Here is a 21,449-nt window from a genome sequence, read left to right as displayed (position 1 = left end):
GAGCTCGTCCCGCTCCAACAAACCTCAATCCTCCCCTAGCTAGCTCACCGCATCGAGCTCCTCGGCGGTGGCCGCGGCGCCGTCCCGGGCCCAGAGCCGCGCGTACACCCCGTCGACGGCGATCAGCTCAGCGTGCGTGCCCTGCTCGGCGATCTGGCCGTCGACGAGCACGACGATACGGTCGGCCCGTGCGGCGGTCGCCAGCCGGTGGGCGATCACGACCGTCGTTCGGCGACGCGACAGTGCGTCGCCCGCGGCCAGCACCACCGCCTCGCTCGCCGGGTCGAGCGCGGCCGTGGCTTCGTCGAGCAGCAGGATGTCGGGGTCGACCAGCTCCGCGCGAGCCAGTGAGACCAGCTGACGCTGCCCGGCGGAGAGTCCGCCGCCGCGCTCCGAGACCGAGTGCCGGAACCCGCCGCGGATCGCACCGACCATCCCGATCGCCCCGACCGCACGCGCGGCCTGCTCGACCGACGCCGGCGGGCTGCCGGGGCGCCCGTAACTGATGTTCGACGCCACGTCGCCGGTGAACAGGTGGGCTTCCTGCGGTACGACGCCCAGCCGGCCGCGGTAGTCGGCCAACCGGAACCGGCGCACGTCGACGTCGTCCACCAGGACTGCCCCATCGGTGACGTCGTAAAAGCGCGCGAGCAGTTTCAACACCGTCGATTTGCCGGCGCCGGTCTCCCCGACCAAGGCGACGGTCTCCCCCGGCTCGATCGTCATCGAAACGCCTCGCAGCGCCTCGCCGTCGGCCCCGGCGTACCGGAACCGGGCGTCGCGCAGCTCGATGCGCCCGGTCAGGTGCGACGGCACCGGAGCCGGGGTGTCGGTGTCGCTCACCGACGTGGGGGTGCGCAGCAGGTCGCCGATGCGCCCCAGGCCGATGCGAGCCTGCTGGTAACCGTCGAAGACCTGGGAGAGCTGCTGGATCGGCTGGAAGAACAACCCGAGGTAGAGCAGGAACGCGGTGAGGATGCCCGGGGTGACCGCGCCGTCGGCGATGCGGTGCGCGCCGACCGCGAGCACGGCGGCCTGGGCCAGGTCGGAGAGCAGGCCGATGAACGGGAAGAACGTCGCGATGAGCGTCTGGGCCCGCATCCGGGACCGCCGGTAGTCGTCGCTGCGGCGGGCGAAGTCGGCCGCCGACCGCGTCTCGCGCACGTAGGCCTGCGAGACACGCAGCCCGGCGACGTTCTCCTGGAAGTCGGCGTTCACGATGCTGACGCGTTCCCGCGCCTGCTCGTAGGCCGCGGCCGAGAGCCGCCGGAAGATCAGCGTCGTGACCACCACGATCGGCAGCACCGCGAGCGCGACCAGCGCGAGCCCGGCGTCGGTGATCAGCAGCGCCGCGGTGACGCCGAGGATCGTGAGCACGCTGACCACGGCGGTGGCCAGGCCGGTCTGCAGGAACGTCGAGAGCGCGTCGACGTCGGTGGTCATCCGGGTCATGATGCGACCGGCCAGCTCGCGCTCGTAGTAGTCGAGCCCAAGCCGCTGCAGGTGCGAGAAGCTGCGGATACGCAGCAGGTAGAGCACCTGCTCGCCGGCCTTCGACGCGGTGACGGTCTGGGTGCGCACCGCCAGCCAGTCGACCAGGACCACGACGACGCCGAGCGCACCGGCGACCGCCAGCTGGACCCGGGAGTTCCCGACCACACCCGCGTCGATCGCGTGCTGGGCCAGCAGCGGGAACGCGACCGTGGCCAGCGCGTCCACCGCGATCAGGCCGACCGTGGCCCAGAGCAGCAGGCGCACCGGACGCAGCAGCCGGGCGAGCCGGAACTGCGGGTCGGGTGCGCGCGGATCGACGCCGGGCAGCTCCGGCACCTCGTCGGCCGGGGGCAGTGCCCGCACCTGTTCGAGCAGCTCGGGGGTGGCGGGCATACCGCCCTGCTCGCCGTGGAGCCCGATCGCGGGACGCCCGCCGGTGCGGGCGGCGACGAGCGGGTCGCCGGCTTCCTCCACCGCGGGCCAGAGCTCGGGGGTGACGCCCTCGGCACCCGGATCGGGCGCGGCGCCCTGCTCGCCGACCGGATCGGCGGCCACGCCGTCCTCCGGGCCGGCCAGCAGGGCCCGGAACAGCGGGCTGCGCTCGGTGAGCTCGGCCTGGGTGCCGATGTCCACGAGCCGGCCACCGTCGAGCACCGCGACCCGGTCGGCCAGCGCGAGCGTGGACCGGCGGTGGGCGATCAGGATCGTCGTGCGGTCGGCGGTGACCTCGCGCAGCGTCGCGTGGATCGCGGCCTCGGTGACGTTGTCGACCGCGGACGTCGCGTCGTCGAGCAGCAGTACCCGCGGGTCGGTGAGCAGGGCACGGGCGAGCGCGATGCGTTGGCGCTGGCCACCGGAGAGCGTCAGGCCGCGCTCACCGACGAGCGTGCCGTACCCGTCGGGCAGCGCGCTGATGAACCCGTGCGCCTCGACCGCGGCGGCGACCGCCTCCACCTCGGCGTCGGTGGCGTCGGGCCGGCCGTAGGCGATGTTGGCCCGGACCGTGTCGGAGAAGAGGAACGCTTCCTCGAAGACGACGCCGAGCGCACCGCGCAGCTCGGACAGCCGCAGCCGCCGGACGTCGACGCCGCCGAGCGTCACCGCACCGGAGCGGGTGTCGTAGTAGCGCCCGATCAGCTGGGCGACCGTGCTCTTGCCGGAGCCGGGCGGGCCGACGAGCGCGAGCGTCTCGCCCGGCCGCACGTCGATGGTGAGGTCGTCGATCGCGGTGTCGTCGGCCGAGTAGCCGAAGACCACCCGGTCGAGCCCGACGGACAGCGGGCCCTCGGGCAGCGACTCGGGATCCTCCGGGTCGACGACGCCCGGCTCGCTCTCGATGACGTCGTAGACCCGCTCGACGCCCGCGCGGGCCAGCTGCCCCTGGGTGAGCAGGCCGGAGAGCACCCGGGTGGCGCCGGCCAGCGTGGCCAGGTAGGCCGCGAACGCCACGAACGTGCCGATCGTGATGCGGTCGGTGAGCGCGAGCCAGCCACCGAGCGCGAGCACCGCGACCTGCCCGAGCTGCGGTAGCGCGGCCAGCGTCGGCGTGAGCACCGCGTTGATGCGCGCGGCGCGCATCCGGTCGGCGAACAGCCGGCGGGCCGACGTCTCCAGCTCGGCGATCTCGCGGGCCTCCTGCGCGAAGCCCTTCACGACCCGGACGCCGGTGACCGCCTCCTCGACCCGCTCGGCGACCTCCCCGGCACGCTGCTGCGCCGACCAGGTGGCGGGGAACAGCGTCTTCCGGCTGCGGCCGGCGGCCCAGGCGACCGCGGGCGTCACGGCCAGCGAGACCAGCGTCAGCGGCACCGAGAGCGAGAACATCGCGACGACCGCGATGACGAACAGCAGCACCATGCCGAGCGAGAACGGGACGAACGCCAGGATGCCCTGCACCAGCTGGAGGTCGGAGATCGCCCGCGAGACCACCTGACCGGTGCGCAAGGCGTCCTGCCGGGGCCCGTCGAACCGTTGCAGCGTCGTGAACACCGCGTTTCGCAGATCGTGCTGGACGTCGAGCGACAGCTTTCCCGCGGTGTAGCGGCGCAGGAAGATCGCGGCGAACCGCACCAGCCCCAGCCCGGCCAGCACGGCCGTGATCAGCGTGACCCTGTCGACCCGCCCGGCGACCGCATCGTCGATGGCTTCCCTGGTCAGGAGCGGTACGACACCCTCCACCAGGGTGGCGCCCAGCGACGCGGCGATGACCGCGACGACGAGAACCGGGTGGCGGCTCCAGGAGAGGGTGAAGAGACGGCGGATCCAGCCGGGAGAGGGAGCGGTCGACACATTCGGAGATTACTTCGCGCCTCCGACATTCTGTCGGGCCGAACGTCGCGGCTACCCGGTGAGGCTGGGGCCGGGGAAGTCGTGCGCCGACTTGTTCCGCAGCTGGGCGCGGTTGGTGGCGAACTGGCCCCGGTAGTCGGTCGCGGTCACGCCGAAGTGCGCCTTGAAGCGTCGCGCGAAGTAGTTCTGGTCGGGCCACCCCACCGACCGGCCGATCTGGGTCACCGGCTCGTCGGTGTCGAGCAGCAACTCGGCGGCCTTCTCCACCCGCTGGCGGGCCAGGTACGCCATCGGCGGCAGGCCGGTCGCCGACTTGAACAGCCGCACCAGGTAGCCGGAGGTCAGGTGCAGCTCGTCGGCCAGCTCGGCCAGCGTCCACGGGTGCGCCGGACGCTCCTCGAGCAGACGCATCGCGTTGAGCACCGCCGCGTGCGTCGGGCCGGGCGGATCACCCTCGCGAGCCGCGCGGGCGACGACGCTCAGCGACAGCGTCAGCCGCGCGAGCATGTCGCCGCGGTGGGTCAGCGACGACTCGGATCCCAGCTCGGCCAGCGCGTCCAGGTGGTCGACGCACTCGGCCAGCCGGGAGTCGGCCAGCACCGCGTTGAGCACACCGCGGCGCTGCATCGCCATCGGCCCGGTCCAGAGCAGGTAACCCAGGCCGGGGTCCTCCCGGCACCAGGCGAGTTCGCGGTTGAGGATCTCCGGGCCGAAGCAGAGGTTGTAGAGGCGTAAGTCGCGACACTCCTCGTAGCTGTGCCACACGCCCGGGCGTAACACCACGACGTCGCCGCGGCGCAGCGGGTCCCGCCCGGCCGGCGTCACGTGCACACCCTCGCCGTTCAGGACGAACGCCAGCTCGAAGAAGCTGTGCGTGTGTGTCTTCTGCACCGTCGTGTGGAGGTATCGCAGCGCTCGTGCCTGTGCGCCCTCGCGTAGGTAGAGGAGCCCACCTTTGCCCTCGCCCACCGGGTCGACGCGCATGTCGGAACGCTACCGCGAGGCGACGCAAAAGTTAATTTCGTGCTACCGCGGGCGCATCGAAGGCTATCGACGGCCCTGTGACGTAGCGCATGCTTCCTGGCCAAGACCGGTCGATGAACCGTTTCAATTCATCACCCCGCCAACGTCGTTCCGGAGGTGAATCCATGTCGGCGCACACCAGCACCCGGCCCCCGGTGCAGGCCTCCGCCGCCGATCCGCCGTCCCCGGCCCCGAGGAGGCCGCGCCGCAACCAGCTCTGGTTCTTCCTGGTCCCGGCGGTCGCGCTCTACACGTTCGTCGTCCTGGTCCCGAGCGGGCGCGGTGCGCTGCTCGCGTTCACCGACTGGGACGGGCTGAGCCCGGACCGCGCCTGGATCGGCTTCGACAACTTCACCGCGATCCTCGACGACGCCGACGCCCGCGCCGCCGTCGGCCAGACGCTGCTGGTCGCCGTCGCGATCACGATCGTCCAGAACGCGGTCGGGCTGCTGCTGGCGCTCGGCGTCAACGCGCGGATCAAGAGCCGCAACGTCCTGCGGGTCTTCCTGTTCGCGCCGGCCGTCATGACGCCGGTCGTGGTCGGTGCGCTCTGGAAGAACCTGCTGGCCCCGGACGGCGCGGTGAACTGGGCCCTGGACGGGATCGGGCTGAGCAGCCTGAAGCAGGACTGGCTCGGCGACCCGGACGTCGCGATCTGGTCGGTCGTCGGGGTGGTCGTCTGGCAGTTCGCCGGCTACTCGATGGTGATCTTCCTGGCCGGCCTGCAGGGCATCCCGCAGGACGTCTACGAGGCCGCCGAGGTGGACGGCGCCGGCCCGGTCCGCCGCTTCCGCCACGTGATCTTCCCGCTGCTCGCACCGGCCACGACGATCAACCTGATGCTGTCGATCATCGGCGGCCTCAAGCTGTTCGACCAGGTCTGGGTGATGACCGGCGGCGGTCCCGGCCACTCCAGCGAGACGCTCTCGACGCTGATCTACAAGGACGCGTTCCAGTTCGGCGAGTTCGCCTACAGCATCGCGCTCGCGGTGATCCTCACGATCTTCGTCGCGATCATCTCCAGCGGCCAGTACTGGCTGCTCCGCCGCCAGGAGGAGTCGTCCCGATGAGGTCCTACAGCTGGCGGACGTTCGCGCTCGAGTTCGTGATGCTGGCCGTCACGGTCGCGTTCGCGTTCCCGCTCTACGTGCTGGTCAACCTGTCGCTGCGCGACCCACGCGACACCGCGTCCGCGGCCAGCCTCACCACGTCGCCGACCGGCCGGAACTACGCCGACGCCTGGCAGCAGGCCGGTCTGGGCGGAGCGATCGCGAACAGCGCGCTGGTGACGATCGCCAGCGTGGTCGTCATCGTGCTGGTGTCCTCGCTGGCGGCCTACCCGCTGGCCCGGGTCACCTCGGCCTGGTCGCGTGCGGTGTTCCTGCTGGTCATGCTCGGTCTGCTGCTGCCGTTCCAGCTCGCGCTGCTGCCGCTGTACCAGACGATCCGCGACCTGCACCTGCTCGGGACGCCCTGGGCGCTGGTGCTGTTCTACAGCGGCCTGCAGGTGCCGTTCGCGACGTTCCTGTACGTCGGTTTCCTGCGGGCCCTGCCACGGGAGTACGAGGAAGCCGCGCTGATCGACGGCGCCACCCAGTTCCAGGCGTTCCGCAGCATCGTGTTCCCGCTGCTGCGGCCGATCACCGGCACCGTCGTGATCCTCAACGCGGTGCTGGTCTGGAACGACTTCCTCACCCCGCTGCTCTACCTGAGCGGCAGCACCCAGCAGACGATCCCGGTCGCGATCTTCGGCTTCCTGGGCCAGTACGTCTCGCAGTGGGAGCTGGTCTTCGCCGGCCTGGTGATCGGCTCGCTGCCGATCCTCTTCGTCTATTTCGCCATGCAACGCCACATCATCAAGGGCTTCGCCGGAGGGCTGAAGGGTTGATCATGCTGACCCCGTACGCACTGAGTACTGACGGCCGCACCGCGCCGCTGGGCGTGGACGAACGAGCCCCGTTACTGTCCTGGCGCCTGCGGTCCGAGCGCACCGGTGACCGGCAGACCGCCTACCGCCTCGTCGTCACCGAGGGCGGCGTCCGGCGCTGGGACACCGGCCGGGTCGAATCGGCCGAGAACACCAACATCCGCTACGACGGCCCGACGCTGCGCTCACGCACCCGCTACGACTGGAGCGTCACGGTCTGGGACGCCTCCGGCGAGGAGGCCGGCGCGGCCGAGTCGTGGTTCGAGACCGCGATCCTGCACCCCGACGAGTGGGTCGGCGCCTGGATCGCCCGCGACCCGAACGTCCACCCACCGTTCGACCCGCCGGTCGTCGACGACCTGACCGACCGGGTCCGGCACCTGCCGGCACCGCCGCACCTGCGCCGGTCGTTCACGCTCCCGGAGAAGCCGGTGCGGGCCCGGCTCCACGCCACCGCGCGAGGCGTCTACGAGCCCCGCCTGAACGGCGCCAAGATCGGCGACCGCGAGCTGGCCCCCGGCTGGACCGAGTACCGCACCCGCGTGCTGTACCAGACCTACGACGTCACCGAGGCGCTCGTCGCGGGCGAGAACGTGCTGGGCGCGGTACTCGTCGACGGGTGGTTCGCCGGCTTCATCGGTTTCGACAGCAGGCACCAGGCCCAGCACTACGGCGACGCTCCGCAGTTCCTCGCGCAGCTGCACGTGGAGTTCGCCGACGGCTCCACGCGCACGATCGCCACCGACGGCGACTGGGTCGAGCGGCCGGGCGGGATCCGCTACGCCGACCAGCTGATGGGCCAGTACGAGGACGCGTCCCGCGAGCTGACCGGCTGGGACGCCCCCGGGTACGACGCGGGCGACTGGACGCCGGTGGTGATCACCGACGCCGCCGCGGGCACCCTGGTGGCCGAGCCGGACGAGCCGGTGCGGATCACCGAGGAGCTCACCGCCGTCTCGGTGACCGCGATCGGCGCCGACCGCCACCTAGTGGACTTCGGCCAGAACATGGTCGGCCGGGTGCGGCTGACGATCCGGGGCGCCAAACCGGGCCAGCGGATCGTGCTGCGCCACGCCGAGGTGCTCGCCGACGGCGAGCTCTACCTGGAGAACCTGCGCACGGCCGAGGCGACCGACATCTACCTGGCCGCCGGCGGTGCGGTCGAGGTCTTCGAGCCCCGGTTCACGTTCCACGGCTTCCGCTACGTCGAGATCACCGGGTACCCCGGCGTGCTGGCCGGCAAGGACGTCGTCGGCCGGGTGCTGCACAGCGACACCCCGTTCACCGGGCACTTCGAGTGCGACGACGAGACGGTCAACCAGCTCTACCGCAACATCCGCTGGGGTCAGCGCGGCAACTGGGTGTCGGTGCCGACCGACTGCCCGCAGCGCGACGAACGGCTGGGCTGGCTCGCCGACGCGCAGATCTTCGCGCCGACCGCGACCCGCAACGCCGACGTGCAGGCGTTCTTCGCCCGCTGGCTGGCCGACGTGCGCGCCGCCGCCACGCCGGAGGGCGCGTTCCCCGACATCGCGCCGAAGGTCGCGATGCCCACCGAGGGTGCGCCGGCCTGGGGCGACGGCGGCGTCATCATTCCCTGGCTGCTCTACCGCACCTACGGCGACGTGCGGACGCTCGAGCGCTCGTACGCCTCGATGGTGGCCTGGATCGAGCACGTCCACCGGCACAACCCGGACCTGATCTGGCGTCACCGCACGGGCAACAACTACGGCGACTGGCTCCAGATCGACGCGGAGACCCCGCGCGATCTGCTGGCCACCGCGTACTTCGCGAACAGCGTCGCGCTGGTCGGTGCCGCGGCCCGCGCCCTCGGGAAGGACGCGCAACCCTACGAGGACCTGCACGGCCGCATCCGCGCCGCGTTCCAAGAGGCGTTCGTCGACGACGACGGCCGGGTCGAGGGCGACACCCAGACCGGCTACCTGCTCGCGCTCGCGTTCGACCTACTGCCACCGGCGCTCGTCGACAAGGCGTTCCGCCGGCTCGCCGCCGACGTCGAGAAGCGCGACAACCACCTGACCACCGGGTTCGTGGGGGTCGCGCTGCTCTGCCCGGTGCTGACCAGGCACGGGCGGCCCGACCTGGCCTACGCGCTGCTGCACCAGGACACCTACCCGTCCTGGGGGTACTCGATCGCGCACGGCGCCACCACGATCTGGGAGCGCTGGGACGGCTGGACCGCCGACCGCGGTTTCCAGGCGCCCGAGATGAACTCGTTCAACCACTACAGCCTGGGCTCGATCGGCGAGTGGCTCTACGGCGGCGTCGCCGGGATCGGGCAGGCCCCGGGCTCGGTCGGCTACCGGGAGCTCGAGCTGCGCCCGACCGTCGGCGGACGGCTGACCAGGGCCGAGGCCAGCCAGGAGACGGTCCGCGGCCGGGTGGCGTCCGGCTGGCGACTCGACGGCGACCGGGTCGTCGTCGACGTGGAGATCCCGCCCGGCGCCACCGCCGTGCTGCACGTCCCCACCTCAGACCACGCCTCCGTCCGGGACGAGTCCGGTTCGCCCGTGGACGCCGAGCTCCGGCTGGGCTCCGGCACCCATCGATTCACCGCCACCCGATAACCCCCAAACCCCCATACGGGAGGACATCGATGTCCAGAAGTCGGATCCTCGCCACCGCAGCGGTCGGTCTCGCGCTGTCCGTGCTCGCCACCGCCTGCTCCGGCGGCACGAACGCCGCCAACGAAGGCGGCGGCGGGGGCAACGCGCTCCGGATCGCGTCGGTCGCGACCGACCGCGTCGGCGTGGAAGCCCTGATCGCCGAGTTCAAGAAGAGCAACCCCGACGTCGAGATCACCACGTCGTTCGCCGACACCGACCAGTACCAGGGCACCCTGCGCACCCAGCTGGCCAGTGGAACCGCCCCGGACGTGTTCTTCGCCTGGCCGGGCAACGGCAACCCGGGCTCGATCGAGGTGCTGGCCCCGACCGGCTACATCGAGGACCTGTCCGACCGCCCGTGGGTCAAGGACATCCCGGACGGCATCAAGCCGGTCACCGTCGTCAAGGACAAGACCTACGTCGTCCCGCTGACGTTCGCCGGCATCGGCGCCCTCTACAACAAGAAGGCGCTGGCCGACGTCGGCGGCACCGAACCGAAGACCTGGACGGAGATGCTGACGCTCTGCGCCACCGCCAAGTCCAAGGGCAAGGCGCTGTTCGCGCTGGGCAACCAGACCAACTGGGTCACCCAGCTGGCCGACTACGCGCTCGCCGCGACCCTGGTCTACGGCAAGACGCCGGACTTCGCGCAGCAGATGACCGACGGCAAGGCCACGTTCGCGGGCTCGGCCTGGAAGACGGCGCTCGACCAGTACCTGGAGATGAACGAGAAGGGCTGCTTCTCGGCCAACCCGCTCGGCACGTCGATCGAGAACGCGATCTCGCAGGTCGCGTCGGGCAAGTCGGTCGGCCTGATCCACGTGACCTCGGGCCTCAACCAGCTGCAGTCCGAGGCTCCGAGCGGCACCGAGTTCGGCATGTTCGCGGTGCCGGCGACCGACAACGCCGCCGACACGCAGATGCCCGGCGCGGCCGGCGGTTCGTACTCGGTGAACGCGAAGGCGAAGAACAAGGACCTCGCGCTCGAGTTCATCGACTTCCTGGGCACGCCCGCGGCGATCAACATCTACGCGAAGGAGACCGGCAACCTGCCGGGCATTCCGAACGACCAGTTCCAGGCCGACCCGGCGCTCCAGCCGCTGGTCGACGCGCAGAAGGCCGGTAAGACGGTTCCGTTCATGGACCAGCTCTGGCCGAACCCGAAGGTGCAGAACGTGCACTTCGCGGCGATCCAGGACATGTTCTCCGGCAAAGCGACGCCGGACCAGGTCCTGACCCGGATGGACGAGGCCTACAAGTCCAACTGACCCAACAACAAGGCGGGGCGGCCCGGATGGGTCGTCCCGCCGTTTTAATACTTTGCCGTGGTCAGTGGGTGGTGAGCTCCAGTGCCCAGCGCATTCGCTCGGCCGCCACCTCGGGGTGCTCGCCGTATTCGGCCGCGAGCCAGCAGGCGCAACCGGTCGGGCCGCCGAAGCTCCGCAGACTGTCGTCGATCGCTGCTTCCACCTCGGCGGGCGTCGGACGCTCGGAGGGTTGCAGCGGACTGACGAACAACGCCTCAGCCGCCACTGCAAGCGACATGAAGATCACTCCTTTCTCTCGACTCGAACATCCATTCCTACCTCATTACTACCCAAACAACGCCTCTAACTCGCGTGAGACTCGCATTCCTTTAAGCTGCTCGACCGGAGGTGGCGCGTGACCGGTCCCGATCAGTTCCCGCAATTCCCGCCCGGCTTCGTCTGGGGGGTGGCGACCGCCTCCTACCAGATCGAGGGAGCGGTCACCGAAGACGGCCGCGGCCCGTCGGTGTGGGACACGTTCAGCCATACACCGGGTAAAACGCACGACGGCGACACCGGTGACGTCGCGGACGACCATTACCACCGCTATCCGGAAGATCTGGACCTGATGGCCGGGCTCGGTGTGAACGCCTACCGGTTCTCGATCGCCTGGCCGCGTATCCAGCCCACCGGCGAGGGCCCGGTGAACCCCGCCGGGTTGGCGTTCTACGACCGGCTGGTCGACACGATGCTCGCCAAAGGCATCACGCCGGCCGCCACGCTCTACCACTGGGATCTTCCGCAGGCGCTCGAAGACAAGGGCGGCTGGACGCAGCGCGACATCGCGCACTTCTTCGCCGAGTACGCTGCCGTGCTCGCCGACAAACTCGGTGACCGGGTCGGCTTCTGGTGCACGCTCAACGAGCCGTTCATCGTGACCGCGTTCGGGTACGCGCTCGGGGTGCACGCGCCCGGCCGGCAGCTGTTCACCGACGCGTTCGCGGTCGCCCACCACCAGCTGCTCGGGCACGGCCTAGCGGTGGAGGCACTGCGAGCCGCGAACGTCACCGGCAAGATCGGCGTGGTCAACGCATTGGCGCCGGTGCATCCCGACTCCGACGATCCGGCCGATCACGTCGCCGCCGGCATCCTCGACACGTTGATGAACCGCACCTATACCGATCCGCTGCTGCTGGGCCGCTATCCGGACGAGACGGCTGCCGTCTATGCGGGCGCGGATCTTTCGGTGGTGAAGGACGGCGACCTTTCGACGATCTCGGCCCCGATCGACTTCTTCGGCGTCAATTTCTACAACCCGCACCGGGTGCGTGCCGCCGCGCCGGAGCAGTTCGGCCACGAAATCGTGGAATACCCCGGCGTACCGACCACCGCAATGGGCTGGCCGGTCGTCCCGGAGGCATTCACCGAGCTGCTCACCGGTCTGCAGGAGCGCTACGGGGAGAAACTGCCGCCGATCTACGTCACCGAGAACGGCGCCGCCTACGACGACGTGCCCGGGCCCGACGGCCGGGTGCAGGACGACGACCGGATCGCGTATCTCGACCGCCACCTGCGCGCGGTTCACGCGGCGATGGCGGCCGGAGCCGACGTCCGCGGCTACTTCTGCTGGTCGTTCCTCGACAATTTCGAATGGGCCGAGGGGTACCAGAAGCGGTTCGGGCTCGTCCGGGTCGACTACGAGACGCTGGAGCGGACACCCAAGGCGTCCTACGACTGGTACCGGTCGGTGATCGCCCTAGGCCGTGTCCTGTGAATCTCGCTCGCAGCGAGGCACCGCTCAGGCGTCGTCAGGCAAGGCGGAGGCCTTTTCCGATACCGCTGTTGTATCGGGGAAGGCCTCCAACGCGGCCTGGCGGCGGCTGAGCGGAGCCGCAGCCGAGCATGGATTCGCAGGGCACGGCCTAGCGGCGGCGGTGGGTCCGTAGATAGAGGTGCAGGTCCTCGTAGCTGCCGTCGGACGGGCCGGCGGCCGCTCGGGCCAGGTCGAGCCAGGTACCGACGCTCGGCCGCACCCGTTTGATCGCCGCGAGCAGGTCGGCGGCCTCGATCGGGCGGGCCTGCCCGCGGCGCAGCGAGTCGGACAGTGCGGAATCCGCGGCGCTCTCCACGACCCGGCGCAGATCGGCCGCGGAGTAGCCCGAGGCCGCCTCGGCCACCTCGGTGAGGTCGAAGTCGGCGACCATCCGGTCGCGCAGCTGGAACCGCAGGATCGCGCTGCGCGCCGCGGCGTCGGGCGGCGCGATCAGCACCATCCGGTCGAGCCGTCCGGCCCGGCGCAGCGCCGGGTCGAGGTCCCACGGCCGGGTGGTTGACGCCAGCACGAACACACCGGAGTCGGCGCGGTTGAGCGAGTCGAGCTCGAACAGCAGCTGGTTGACGACCGCGCGCAGCGTGCTCGGGTTCTGCAGCCGCGAGCGTTTCGGACCGATGCCGTCGACGTCGTCGAGAAACAACACGCAGGGCGCGCTGCGGCGGGCGGTGGCGAACACCGCGTGCATCCGGCGCTCGGCGGCCGGGTTCGACGCCAGCAGCTCGGCGGTCGGCGCCGGACGGTCGAGCAGGTCGGGGCGACCCACCCGGTAGAAGTTGGCCCGGAGCTCACCGGCGATGGCGCGCGCGACGAACGCCTTGCCGCACCCGGGCGGGCCGTAGAGCAGCAGACCACCGGTGGTGCGCTTCCCGAACGCGCGGGCGAGCGCGGGGTTGCGGATCGGGGCGATCGCCCGCTCGATCCGCTCCTTCGCGTCGGCGGTTCCGGCCACGTCGGCGAGCGACAGATCGGTGAAAACGACGCCGTCGACGTCACCTTCGCCGACCGGGTCGGGCAGCCCGTCGTCCACCCGGCCCACCTCGGGCAGGTCCTGCACCTGCGCCTCGGCCGCGTCCCAGTCGAACCCGGAGCGACCCACCATCGCCGGGTCGGCGCTCGGGCGGTCAGCGGCCACCCGGCTACCCGGACGGGTGGCTCCGAGCTCGGCCGACGCCCGGCGCAGCAGCGCTATCGCTTCCTCGTTGGCCGGGTCGGACCGCAGCACGGTCGAACAGTGCTCGAGGGCTTCCGCGGCGCGGCCACGATCGAGCAGGAGACCGGCCACGTGCAGGCGTAACGGGATGTCGCCCGCGGCTGCGGCGACCGCAGCCAGCAGGCTGGCCAGGAGCGGATCCTCCTCTGCCGGTCGCATGCGCGAAGAGTATCGGCCCGACCTGAGCGCCGCCCCGTGACGACGCATAGCTCACATCAGTTCCACCCGAACAGTTGATGCTCACATGAGAACGAGCGCGACCGCCGTTGCGGCCAGGCCCTCACCGCGGCCGGTGAAACCCAGTCCGTCGGTGGTGGTCGCGGAGATCGACACCGGAGCGCCGATCGCCATCGCGAGCGCCTGCTCGGCCTCGGCGCGGCGCGCACCGATCCGCGGCGCCACCCCGATCAGCTGGATGGCGACGTTCCCGATCAGGAAACCGGCGGCTTTCACCCGATGCGCCGTCTCGGTGAGCAGCGCGACCCCGGACGCGCCGGCCCACTCCGGCCGGTCCGTGCCGAAGTTGCTGCCGAGGTCACCGAGCCCGGCCGCGGAGAGCAGCGCGTCGCAGGCGGCGTGCGCGGCGACGTCCCCGTCCGAGTGACCGGCCAGGCCGGGCTGGTCGGGCCACTGCACGCCCGCCACCCAGCAGTCCCGGCTCTCGTCGTAGGCGTGCACGTCGTTGCCGATCCCGACGCGGGGCAGGCGCGGCGTGGGCTCGTCGACGAGCACCGGAGCCCCGACCGGAGCGGGGCTGATCGGCGCCGGCAGCTCGGACCCCAGCTGAACTGTGTCGGGGACGGCGGGCAGCGGCTCAGGTGTGATCGTCACGCCTGCGAGCCTGCCATGTCTTTCTCGGCCGCGAGCACGGCACTTGCGACGACGAGGTCGAACGGACGCGTCACTTTCAACGCCGACGCGTGCCCCGGCACCGTGTGCACCGGCAGACCGAGCCGCTCGACCAGCCCGGCGTCGTCGGTCAGCGAGTCCTCGCAGGCGGCGTGGGCCTCGGCGAGCACCGCGCGCGCGAATCCCTGCGGCGTCTGCACCAGGCGGAGCCGTTCACGGTCGATAGTGGACGAGGCGTCGCCGTCCTCGCCGAGCTGGCGGACGGTGTCGACGACCGGGAGCACCGGGACGACGGCGGGATGCCCGGCACGCACCGCCGCGGCCACGGCGTCGGCCAGCTCCGGGGGTGCCAGTGCCCGGGCCGCGTCGTGGACCAGCACGACGTCGCAGTGTGCCGGCGCGGCGGCCAGCGCGGCGGCCACCGACGCCTGCCGGGTGCCGCCGCCTTCGACCACCACCAGCTCGGCGGTGAGCACTACCGGGGCGAGCAGTTCGCGTACGGTTTCCGCGGCGCCGGGCGGAGCGGCGACGACCACGGCCGCCACGCTGTTCGCCGCGGCCAGCCGCCGCACGGCGTGCACCACCAGCGGTTCCCCACCGAGGTGCCGAAGTGATTTAGGGGCCCCAGGACCAAGACGCTCGCCCCGGCCTGCGGCCGGGACGAGCGCAACGGTGTCCTGTGTGGAACTAGGACGCAAGGACCTTGTCGAGCAGCTGCTCGGCGTCGTCCTTGCCGGTTCCCTCGGCGAGGGCGAGTTCGCCGACGAGGATGTCACGGGCCTTGGCGAGCATGCGCTTCTCTCCAGCGGAGAGGCCACGCTCCTTGTCACGACGCCACAGGTCGCGGACAACCTCGGCGACCTTGTTCACGTCGCCGGAGGCGAGCTTCTCGAGGTTCGCCTTGTAGCGACGCGACCAGTTGGTCGGCTCCTCGGTGTGGGGAGCGCGGAGAACCTGGAAGACCCGGTCCAGACCCTCCTCGCCCACCACCTCACGGACGCCGACGATTTCAGCGTTCTCAGCAGGGACGCGAACAGTGAGGTCGCCCTGCGCGACCTTCAGGACGAGATACTGCTTTTCGACACCCTTGATCGTTCGGGTTTCGATGGCCTCGATGAGAGCGGCCCCGTGGTGGGGGTACACAACGGTCTCGCCGACGGTGAAAGTCATGAGTCGGAAACCCCTTTCGCTGTGTCAAGGATAACACGGCGTCACCGCGATCGGGCATGGTCTAGCCCACTGAAACCGCAGGTCAGGGGACGTGACAAAACTCTTGGAAGCTTGACACGCACGGCCCGTCCCTGATTCACGCGCTGGTCATCGTCGGTTGCCGGGCCCCGCACAAAGGACGGAACCGGGTTCCGGCGAGCGGGCGGTGTGAGATGGGCCGCAACCCTGAGACCAGCCACGAAACCCCTGGTTGAAGACCCTGACCGGCAGCACCGTTCACCCCTGACTACGGAATCCGTAGGTGCCGGTTCACAGGTCCGGCCGAACGGCCGACGAGCACCGACGCGAACGGCCGAGGTGGGGGCGCGACGCAACTTTTCCACCGCGTTTTGGGAGTGAGGTGGCGCACTGTCGACCGGTCGGTCACAGTAGAGGCCGAGCGTGGTGGAGGCGCCGATGAGCCGCCGACCTGGCAGTGACGATCCGGCCGACGGGGAGATCCGCGGCCTGCCTCCCGAGTGGGGCACCATCGTTGTTCCCGACGACTTGCGCGACCTGGCCGACGAGGTCGCCACCATTCAGGCCGAACTCTCCACCTACCCCCCGCGCAGACGACGTAGTCGCTGGTCACGGCGTCCCGGGCTCTCCGTGCCCCTCTGCGCGCTGATCCTGTTCCTGGTCGCCGCCATCGGCAGCCTGATGGTCATCGTGCTGCCGAAGCCCAGCCGCCCACCGCGGCGGGAACCGCTCGCGAGCCCGAGCGTCGCCGTGGGGGTGGCCGGCGGGTTGGTGCCCGCGCTGTCGCTGAGCGGTGACGGCGGACGAAACGCCTCGCTGCGCGAGTTCCGCCCGGCGGTGCTCCTGATCTCGCCCGCGGGGTGCACCACCTGCGCGGCGGTGCGGAATCAGCTGGTGACCGCGACCGACGAAACCCAGCTCACCGTGGTGTGGGTGACGGAGAGTAAGCAAGCGATCACACTCATTCCCGGTCTGGCCGCCGGCCGTCTGATCTCGCTGGCCGACCCGGCCGGCGCCGCCAGAGCATCGATCGCCGGCGTCTCGGCCACCGGGCCCACCGCCGTACTCATCCGCACCGACGGGCGCATCAGACGCATCGCGGCAAACCTCGGCGACCCGTTCCAGCTCCGGCCCGAGCTCGCCGCCCTGACGATCCGCTGACTCCGCTGAACCTTCGCCGCGCCTGGGCTCTGCTCCGAGCCTGCCATCCGGAACCGGCCGCGGCCGTGACGGTCGGCGTGACCGCGCTCGCCGCGGCCGCCGGCCGACCGGCCGCCGGGCTGGTGGCGGTGGCGCTCGCCGTGCTCTCCGGCCAACTGGCCACCGGGTGGAGCAACGACTGGCTCGACGCCGAGCGCGACACCGCGGTCGGCCGCACCGACAAGCCACTGGCCACCGGCGAGGTGTCCCGCTCGCTGGTGGGCACGGCGGCCGTCGTCGCCGGCCTGGCCTGCGTCCCGCTCTCGCTGCTCTCCGGCTGGCGCGCGGGCCTGGTGCACCTGGTCGCGGTGGGGTGCGCGCTGGCCTACAACGCGCGGTTGAAGGCGACGCCGTTCTCCGCGCTGCCGTACGCGGTCGCGTTCGCGGCGGCACCGGCCTTCGTGACGCTGGCCCGGCCCGGCCATCCGTGGCCGCCGGCCTGGCTGCTGGTGGCCGGGGCGGCGCTGGGCGCCGGCGCCCACTTCGCGAACGTCCTGAGCGACCTCGACGATGACGCGGCGACCGGGATCCGCGGGTTGCCGCACCGGCTGGGCCGCACCGCCGCCGAAGCCATCGCGGCCGGGCTGATGGGGCTGGTGGCGGTACTGCTCACGTTCGGGCCCCCGGGCCCGCCGACGCCGCTCGCCTGGGGCATCCTGGGCACGACCGCCGTGGTGCTCGGAGGGGGCGCGGTGCTGGGGCGGCAGCGCGGCTCACGCACGCTGTTCCGCGCGGTGCTGGTCACCGCGCTCGGCGACGTGGTGCTGCTCCTGCTGAGCGGCTCGACGCTCTGAGCTGCTGATCCGGGGTTGTCGGCGTGGCACGCCGACCCGATGCGCGGGGCTGAACCGGCCAGACACTACGCTATACCGGTCTACGCAACGTAGATACCTAGGTCTCACCTGAGGAAGGACGCAGCCGTGAGCCGCTGGACCACTCGGTCAGCCGGGGGCACCGGCCGTCGCGCCGGCACCCTGATCACGCTAGGTCTCGTCGGGGCGTTCGCGCTGACCGGTTGCAGCGCCGGGCAGGTCGCCGAGACGGCGATGAAGGTCCCGGCCATCCCTGGCGTCGACGCACACGTCGGTGACATCGCGATCCGCAACGCGCTCATCGCGTTCCCGTCCGAGGGGTACAACTGGGCCTCCGGCAGCAGCGTGCCGCTGTCGCTGAGCCTGATCAACAACGGCAACAGCGCCGACCGGCTCATCTCCGCCTCCAGCGACCTGTCGAGCTCGGTCGTGCTCCAGGTCGTCCCCGAGGGCGGCCAGGCCACCGCCGCACCGTCCGAGTCGCCCAGCGCGGCGGTCTCCGAGAGCGTGTCCCCCTCGGCCGGCGCCACCACCGGCGGCGAGGCGACGCCGTCCGGCGCGGTCGTCACCGGCACACCGACGCCGACGCTGAGCAACGGGCAGCCCAGCCCGGCGCCGTCGCGCGGTACGCCGTCCCCGGTCGTGGATTCGCCGATCCCCACCGCGTCGCCCGGCGCCGCGCTCCCGCTCGACCTGCCCGCCCGCAAGCTCGTCGGCCTCGAGGCCGGTGGCCCGCAGCTGGTGCTCACCGCGATCACCGACAAGATCGACCCGGCGACCGTGGTGGCCGTGACGCTGACGTTCGAGCGCGCCGGCGACGTCACGCTGCAGGTGCCGTTCGCTCCCCCGGGCACGCCGCTGCCCCGTGAGTCGGTCAGCCACGCCGGTGAGGACGCCGAAGGCGGCCACGAGTAGTCGAACCGGATCGGAAACGGCGGGTGCCTCCGGCACCCGCCGTTTTTGTCGGAGGCCCCTCGTAGGGTTGCGCCCATGCCACCCCGCAACCGTGATCGGCCCGCCTACCGGTGCACCGAGTGCGGCCTCACCGTCCCCAAGTGGGTCGGCCGCTGCCCCGAGTGCCAGGCCTGGGGAACGATCGACGAGGTCGGCGCCGGCCCGGTCGCGCTGCAGCAGGTCGGCCCGGGCCCGGTCACGACTCCCGCGCGCCCGATCGGCGAGATCGACGTCCGCGCGGCCAAGGCCCGCCCCACCGGCGTCGACGAGCTCGACCGGGTGCTCGGCGGTGGCCTGGTGCCCGGCGCCGTGCTGCTGCTGGCCGGCGAGCCCGGCGTCGGCAAGTCCACGTTGCTGCTGGAGGTCGCCCACCGCTACGCCGCCGGCGGTTCCGCCCCCGCGCTCGTCGTCACCGGCGAGGAGTCCGCGGCCCAGGTGCGGCTGCGTGCCGATCGCACCGACCGGGTGCACCCCGAGCTCTACCTGGCCGCCGAAACCGACCTCTCCGCGCTCCTGAGCCACGTCGAAACGGTCTCCCCCGGCTTGTTGGTCGTCGATTCGGTGCAGACGATTTCCTCGCCGGCGCTCGACAGCGCGCCGGGCAGCGTCACCCAGGTCCGCGCCGTCACCGCGGCGCTGATCGCGTCGGCCAAGGCACGCAACATGGCCACGATCCTGGTCGGGCACGTCACCAAGGACGGCAACGTCGCCGGGCCGCGCGTCCTCGAGCACCTGGTCGACGTGGTGCTGCACTTCGAAGGCGAACGGCACTCCACGCTGCGGCTGGTGCGCGCGGTCAAGAACCGCTACGGCCCGTCCGACGAGGTCGGCTGCTTTGAGATGTTCGACGGCGGCATCCGAGGGCTGGCCGACCCGTCCGGCCTGTTCCTCACCCGGCACACCGAGGCCGTCCCCGGCACGTGCGTCGCGGTGCTGCTCGAGGGCGTCCGGCCGCTGCTCGCGGAGGTGCAGGCGCTGGTCGCGCCGAGCAACCTGAACAACCCGCGCCGGGCGGTCAGCGGCCTCGATTCGGCCCGGGTCGCGATGGTCCTGGCGGTCACCGAGCGGCGGGGGCGGGTGCGGTTGTCCGAGCGCGACGTCTACACCGCCACCGTCGGCGGGGCGCGGGTCACCGAACCGGCCGGTGACCTCGCGGTCGCGCTGGCGGTGGCGTCCGCGGCCCGCGACTACGCGCTCCCACCCGACCTGGTCGCGATCGGCGAGCTCGGCCTCTCCGGCGACGTGCGGCGGGTCGGGGCGGTGGAGCGTCGGCTGGCCGAGGCGGCGCGGCTGGGGTTCCGGCGCGCGCTGGTGCCCACCGGCTCGCTCGAGAAGAAGCCGAAAGGCATCGCGGTCACCGAGGTCGACGATCTGCGGGCCGCGTTGGGGCATGCGTTCGCGGACAAGGTGCGTAGCCTGTCCGCAGCGGGGTCAGCGGCGTCGGAGTGACGCCTTGTCTCGTGGAGGCACCCTGGAGAGTCGGATACCCGACATGGCGGCCCCCACGAGCCCACACCGCGCTCAGGGGCGTGGTCGCCGTAGACTGCCGGAGAACCAAAATGCCTGGAGGTACAGCCGTGGTGGGGACGGAGCGCGAGGAGCAGCTCCGACAGACGCTCGCCCGGATCGCACCGGGTACCTCCCTGCGGGACGGGCTCGACCGCATCCTGCGCGGCAACACCGGCGCGCTGATCGTCTTCGGACACGACAAGACCGTCGACTCGATCTCCACCGGCGGTTTTCCGCTCGACGTGGAGTTCACGCCCACCGGGCTGCGCGAGCTGGCGAAAATGGACGGTGCGCTGGTGCTGTCCAACGACGGCTCACGCATCGTCCGTGCCGCCGTGCACCTGATGCCCGACGCGTCGATTCCGGCGATCGAGTCCGGCACCCGGCACCGCACCGCCGAGCGGGTGTCCCGGCAGACCGGGTTCCCGGTCATCTCGGTCAGCCAGTCGATGCGCATCATCGGGCTCTACGTCGGCGGCCTGCGTTACGTCCTCGACGAGACGTCCTCGATCCTCTCCAAGGCCAACCAGGCGCTGGCCACGCTGGAGCGCTACAAGCTGCGCCTGGACGAGGTCGCCGGCACGCTCTCGGCGCTGGAGATCGAAGACCTGGTGACGGTGCGCGACGCGATGTCGGTCACCCAGCGGCTGGAGATGGTCCGGCGCATCTCCGACGAGATCGCGGGCTACGTCATCGAGCTCGGCACCGACGGGCGCCTGCTCAAGCTCCAGCTCGACGAGCTCATGGCCGGCGTCGACGCCGACCGCGAGCTGGTCATCCGCGACTACCTGCCCTCCGGCCGGCGCAACCGGTCCGTCGAGGAGGTCCTCGACGACCTCGACCGGCTCTCGGCCACCGAGCTGCTCGACCTCACGCTCGTCGCCCGGGGTGTCGGGTACCCGGCCACGGCTGACGCGCTCGAAGGCGCGGTCAGCCCTCGTGGTTACCGGCTGCTGGCCAAGGTGCCCCGGTTGCCCGGCGCGGTCATCGACCGGCTCGTCGAGCACTTCGGCGGCCTGCAGAAGCTGCTCGGCGCCACCGTCGACGACCTGCGCGCGGTGGAGGGCGTCGGCGACGCCAGGGCCCGCTCGGTGCGGGAGGGCCTCTCCCGCCTCGCCGAATCCTCGATCCTGGAGCGCTACGTCTAGGGCCTGTTTCAAAGGTTCAGGCCGCCGTGGGCGTGGTCCAGGCGGCGAGCGGCAAGGCGGAGGGCTGCTGGCCTTCGAAACAGGCCCTAGGTGTGCTGTCCAGGGAGGTTGGTCAACCTGGTGATGGGCGGTCGGCCT

17 protein-coding genes are annotated in these 21,449 nt (G+C 71.4%); 10 read left to right on the top strand and 7 right to left on the bottom strand.

The features are described from left to right. Nucleotides 1–39: 39 nt before the first annotated feature. Together ABD437_RS40110 and ABD437_RS40105 are read right to left on the bottom strand one after the other, a co-directional pair. A complete protein-coding gene (locus tag ABD437_RS40110) occupies nucleotides 40–3,783 on the bottom strand; it encodes an ABC transporter ATP-binding protein (protein ID WP_344654227.1) in 3,744 nt (1,247 codons plus the stop codon). 51 nt (nucleotides 3,784–3,834) lie between these two features. After that, the gene (locus ABD437_RS40105; protein WP_344654226.1) at nucleotides 3,835–4,767 is read right to left on the bottom strand and encodes a helix-turn-helix domain-containing protein; all 933 of its coding nucleotides are present in this window, start codon (nucleotides 4,765–4,767) and stop codon (nucleotides 3,835–3,837) included. 164 nt (nucleotides 4,768–4,931) lie between these two features. On the opposite strand from ABD437_RS40105, the gene ABD437_RS40100 reads away from it, so the two are divergent. From ABD437_RS40100 to ABD437_RS40085, 4 genes are read left to right on the top strand one after another with little or no spacing between them, the layout of a single operon-like run. After that, complete coding sequence (locus ABD437_RS40100) at nucleotides 4,932–5,876, top strand: carbohydrate ABC transporter permease (RefSeq protein WP_344654225.1); 945 nt, start codon at nucleotides 4,932–4,934, stop codon at nucleotides 5,874–5,876. Further along, nucleotides 5,873–6,694, top strand: a complete 822-nt coding sequence (locus ABD437_RS40095) for a carbohydrate ABC transporter permease (protein WP_344654224.1) — start codon at nucleotides 5,873–5,875, stop codon at nucleotides 6,692–6,694. The genes ABD437_RS40100 and ABD437_RS40095 overlap by 4 nt, the downstream gene beginning before the upstream one ends. 2 nt (nucleotides 6,695–6,696) lie before the next feature. Continuing rightward, entirely contained in the window at nucleotides 6,697–9,321 is a 2,625-nt protein-coding gene (locus tag ABD437_RS40090) for an alpha-L-rhamnosidase (protein WP_344654223.1), read from the top strand. A 29-nt stretch (nucleotides 9,322–9,350) separates the two neighbouring features. Next, complete coding sequence (locus ABD437_RS40085) at nucleotides 9,351–10,628, top strand: ABC transporter substrate-binding protein (RefSeq protein ID WP_344654222.1); 1,278 nt, start codon at nucleotides 9,351–9,353, stop codon at nucleotides 10,626–10,628. Between the two features lie 61 nt (nucleotides 10,629–10,689). On the opposite strand, the gene ABD437_RS40080 is transcribed toward ABD437_RS40085, so the two are convergent. Beyond that, nucleotides 10,690–10,905, bottom strand: coding sequence for a hypothetical protein (locus ABD437_RS40080; RefSeq protein WP_035860144.1), 216 nt, complete (start codon nucleotides 10,903–10,905; stop codon nucleotides 10,690–10,692). Nucleotides 10,906–11,022: 117 nt separating this feature from the next. Here ABD437_RS40080 and ABD437_RS40075 point away from each other — a divergent pair, with 117 nt between their 5' ends. Further along, complete coding sequence (locus ABD437_RS40075) at nucleotides 11,023–12,381, top strand: GH1 family beta-glucosidase (protein ID WP_344654221.1); 1,359 nt, start codon at nucleotides 11,023–11,025, stop codon at nucleotides 12,379–12,381. A 148-nt stretch (nucleotides 12,382–12,529) separates the two neighbouring features. Here ABD437_RS40075 and ABD437_RS40070 read toward each other — a convergent pair whose 3' ends face one another. The 4 genes from ABD437_RS40070 to ABD437_RS40055 all read right to left on the bottom strand — a co-directional run bounded on the left by ABD437_RS40070 (nucleotide 12,530) and on the right by ABD437_RS40055 (nucleotide 15,670). Then, on the bottom strand, nucleotides 12,530–13,810 hold the full coding sequence (locus tag ABD437_RS40070) for an ATP-binding protein (protein ID WP_344654220.1): 1,281 nt from the start codon (nucleotides 13,808–13,810) through the stop codon (nucleotides 12,530–12,532). Nucleotides 13,811–13,891: 81 nt separating this feature from the next. Further along, nucleotides 13,892–14,383 (bottom strand): 2-C-methyl-D-erythritol 2,4-cyclodiphosphate synthase, encoded by a 492-nt coding sequence (ispF, locus tag ABD437_RS40065; RefSeq protein WP_344654299.1) that lies wholly within the window; start codon nucleotides 14,381–14,383, stop codon nucleotides 13,892–13,894. Nucleotides 14,384–14,478: 95 nt separating this feature from the next. Continuing rightward, nucleotides 14,479–15,198: a 2-C-methyl-D-erythritol 4-phosphate cytidylyltransferase gene (gene ispD, locus ABD437_RS40060; protein ID WP_344654219.1), complete on the bottom strand. Its 720-nt coding sequence runs from the start codon at nucleotides 15,196–15,198 to the stop codon at nucleotides 14,479–14,481. Then, nucleotides 15,188–15,670: a CarD family transcriptional regulator gene (locus ABD437_RS40055; RefSeq protein WP_073254331.1), complete on the bottom strand. Its 483-nt coding sequence runs from the start codon at nucleotides 15,668–15,670 to the stop codon at nucleotides 15,188–15,190. Before ABD437_RS40055 ends, ispD begins: the two co-directional genes overlap by 11 nt. 441 nt (nucleotides 15,671–16,111) lie before the next feature. Between ABD437_RS40055 and ABD437_RS40050 the strand changes: the two genes are divergently transcribed. The 5 genes from ABD437_RS40050 to disA all read left to right on the top strand — a co-directional run bounded on the left by ABD437_RS40050 (nucleotide 16,112) and on the right by disA (nucleotide 21,311). After that, nucleotides 16,112–16,849 carry a hypothetical protein gene (locus ABD437_RS40050; protein ID WP_344654218.1) on the top strand — a complete coding sequence of 246 codons (738 nt, stop codon included), beginning with the start codon at nucleotides 16,112–16,114 and terminating at the stop codon, nucleotides 16,847–16,849. A 65-nt stretch (nucleotides 16,850–16,914) separates the two neighbouring features. Then, nucleotides 16,915–17,682 carry a UbiA family prenyltransferase gene (locus tag ABD437_RS40045; protein WP_344654217.1) on the top strand — a complete coding sequence of 256 codons (768 nt, stop codon included), beginning with the start codon at nucleotides 16,915–16,917 and terminating at the stop codon, nucleotides 17,680–17,682. A 126-nt stretch (nucleotides 17,683–17,808) separates the two neighbouring features. Further along, on the top strand, nucleotides 17,809–18,615 hold the full coding sequence (locus ABD437_RS40040; RefSeq protein ID WP_344654216.1) for a copper chaperone PCu(A)C domain-containing protein: 807 nt from the start codon (nucleotides 17,809–17,811) through the stop codon (nucleotides 18,613–18,615). A 75-nt stretch (nucleotides 18,616–18,690) separates the two neighbouring features. Beyond that, nucleotides 18,691–20,103, top strand: coding sequence for a DNA repair protein RadA (gene radA / locus ABD437_RS40035; RefSeq protein WP_344654215.1), 1,413 nt, complete (start codon nucleotides 18,691–18,693; stop codon nucleotides 20,101–20,103). Nucleotides 20,104–20,213: 110 nt separating this feature from the next. Next, nucleotides 20,214–21,311, top strand: a complete 1,098-nt coding sequence (gene disA / locus ABD437_RS40030) for a DNA integrity scanning diadenylate cyclase DisA (protein WP_344654214.1) — start codon at nucleotides 20,214–20,216, stop codon at nucleotides 21,309–21,311. Nucleotides 21,312–21,449 lie beyond the last annotated feature (138 nt).

Origin of the sequence: Cryptosporangium japonicum (assembly GCF_039524755.1) — a bacterium.
In the GTDB taxonomy this organism is placed as follows: Bacteria; Actinomycetota; Actinomycetes; order Mycobacteriales; family Cryptosporangiaceae; genus Cryptosporangium; species Cryptosporangium japonicum.
This window is presented reverse-complemented; position numbering and strand designations above follow the sequence as displayed.

Bases quoted from the DNA above. Each gene is read 5' to 3' on its own strand.
- ABD437_RS40105 (WP_344654226.1), bottom strand. From the start codon at position 4,767: ATGCGCGTCGACCCGGTGGGCGAGGGCAAAGGTGGGCTCCTCTACCTA.
- disA (WP_344654214.1), top strand. From the start codon at position 20,214: ATGCCTGGAGGTACAGCCGTGGTGGGGACGGAGCGCGAGGAGCAGCTC.
- ABD437_RS40055 (WP_073254331.1), bottom strand. From the start codon at position 15,670: ATGACTTTCACCGTCGGCGAGACCGTTGTGTACCCCCACCACGGGGCC.
- ABD437_RS40090 (WP_344654223.1), top strand. From the start codon at position 6,697: ATGCTGACCCCGTACGCACTGAGTACTGACGGCCGCACCGCGCCGCTG.
- ABD437_RS40070 (WP_344654220.1), bottom strand. From the start codon at position 13,810: ATGCGACCGGCAGAGGAGGATCCGCTCCTGGCCAGCCTGCTGGCTGCG.
- ABD437_RS40080 (WP_035860144.1), bottom strand. From the start codon at position 10,905: ATGTCGCTTGCAGTGGCGGCTGAGGCGTTGTTCGTCAGTCCGCTGCAA.
- radA (WP_344654215.1), top strand. From the start codon at position 18,691: ATGCCACCCCGCAACCGTGATCGGCCCGCCTACCGGTGCACCGAGTGC.
- ABD437_RS40085 (WP_344654222.1), top strand. From the start codon at position 9,351: ATGTCCAGAAGTCGGATCCTCGCCACCGCAGCGGTCGGTCTCGCGCTG.
- ABD437_RS40095 (WP_344654224.1), top strand. From the start codon at position 5,873: ATGAGGTCCTACAGCTGGCGGACGTTCGCGCTCGAGTTCGTGATGCTG.
- ABD437_RS40100 (WP_344654225.1), top strand. From the start codon at position 4,932: ATGTCGGCGCACACCAGCACCCGGCCCCCGGTGCAGGCCTCCGCCGCC.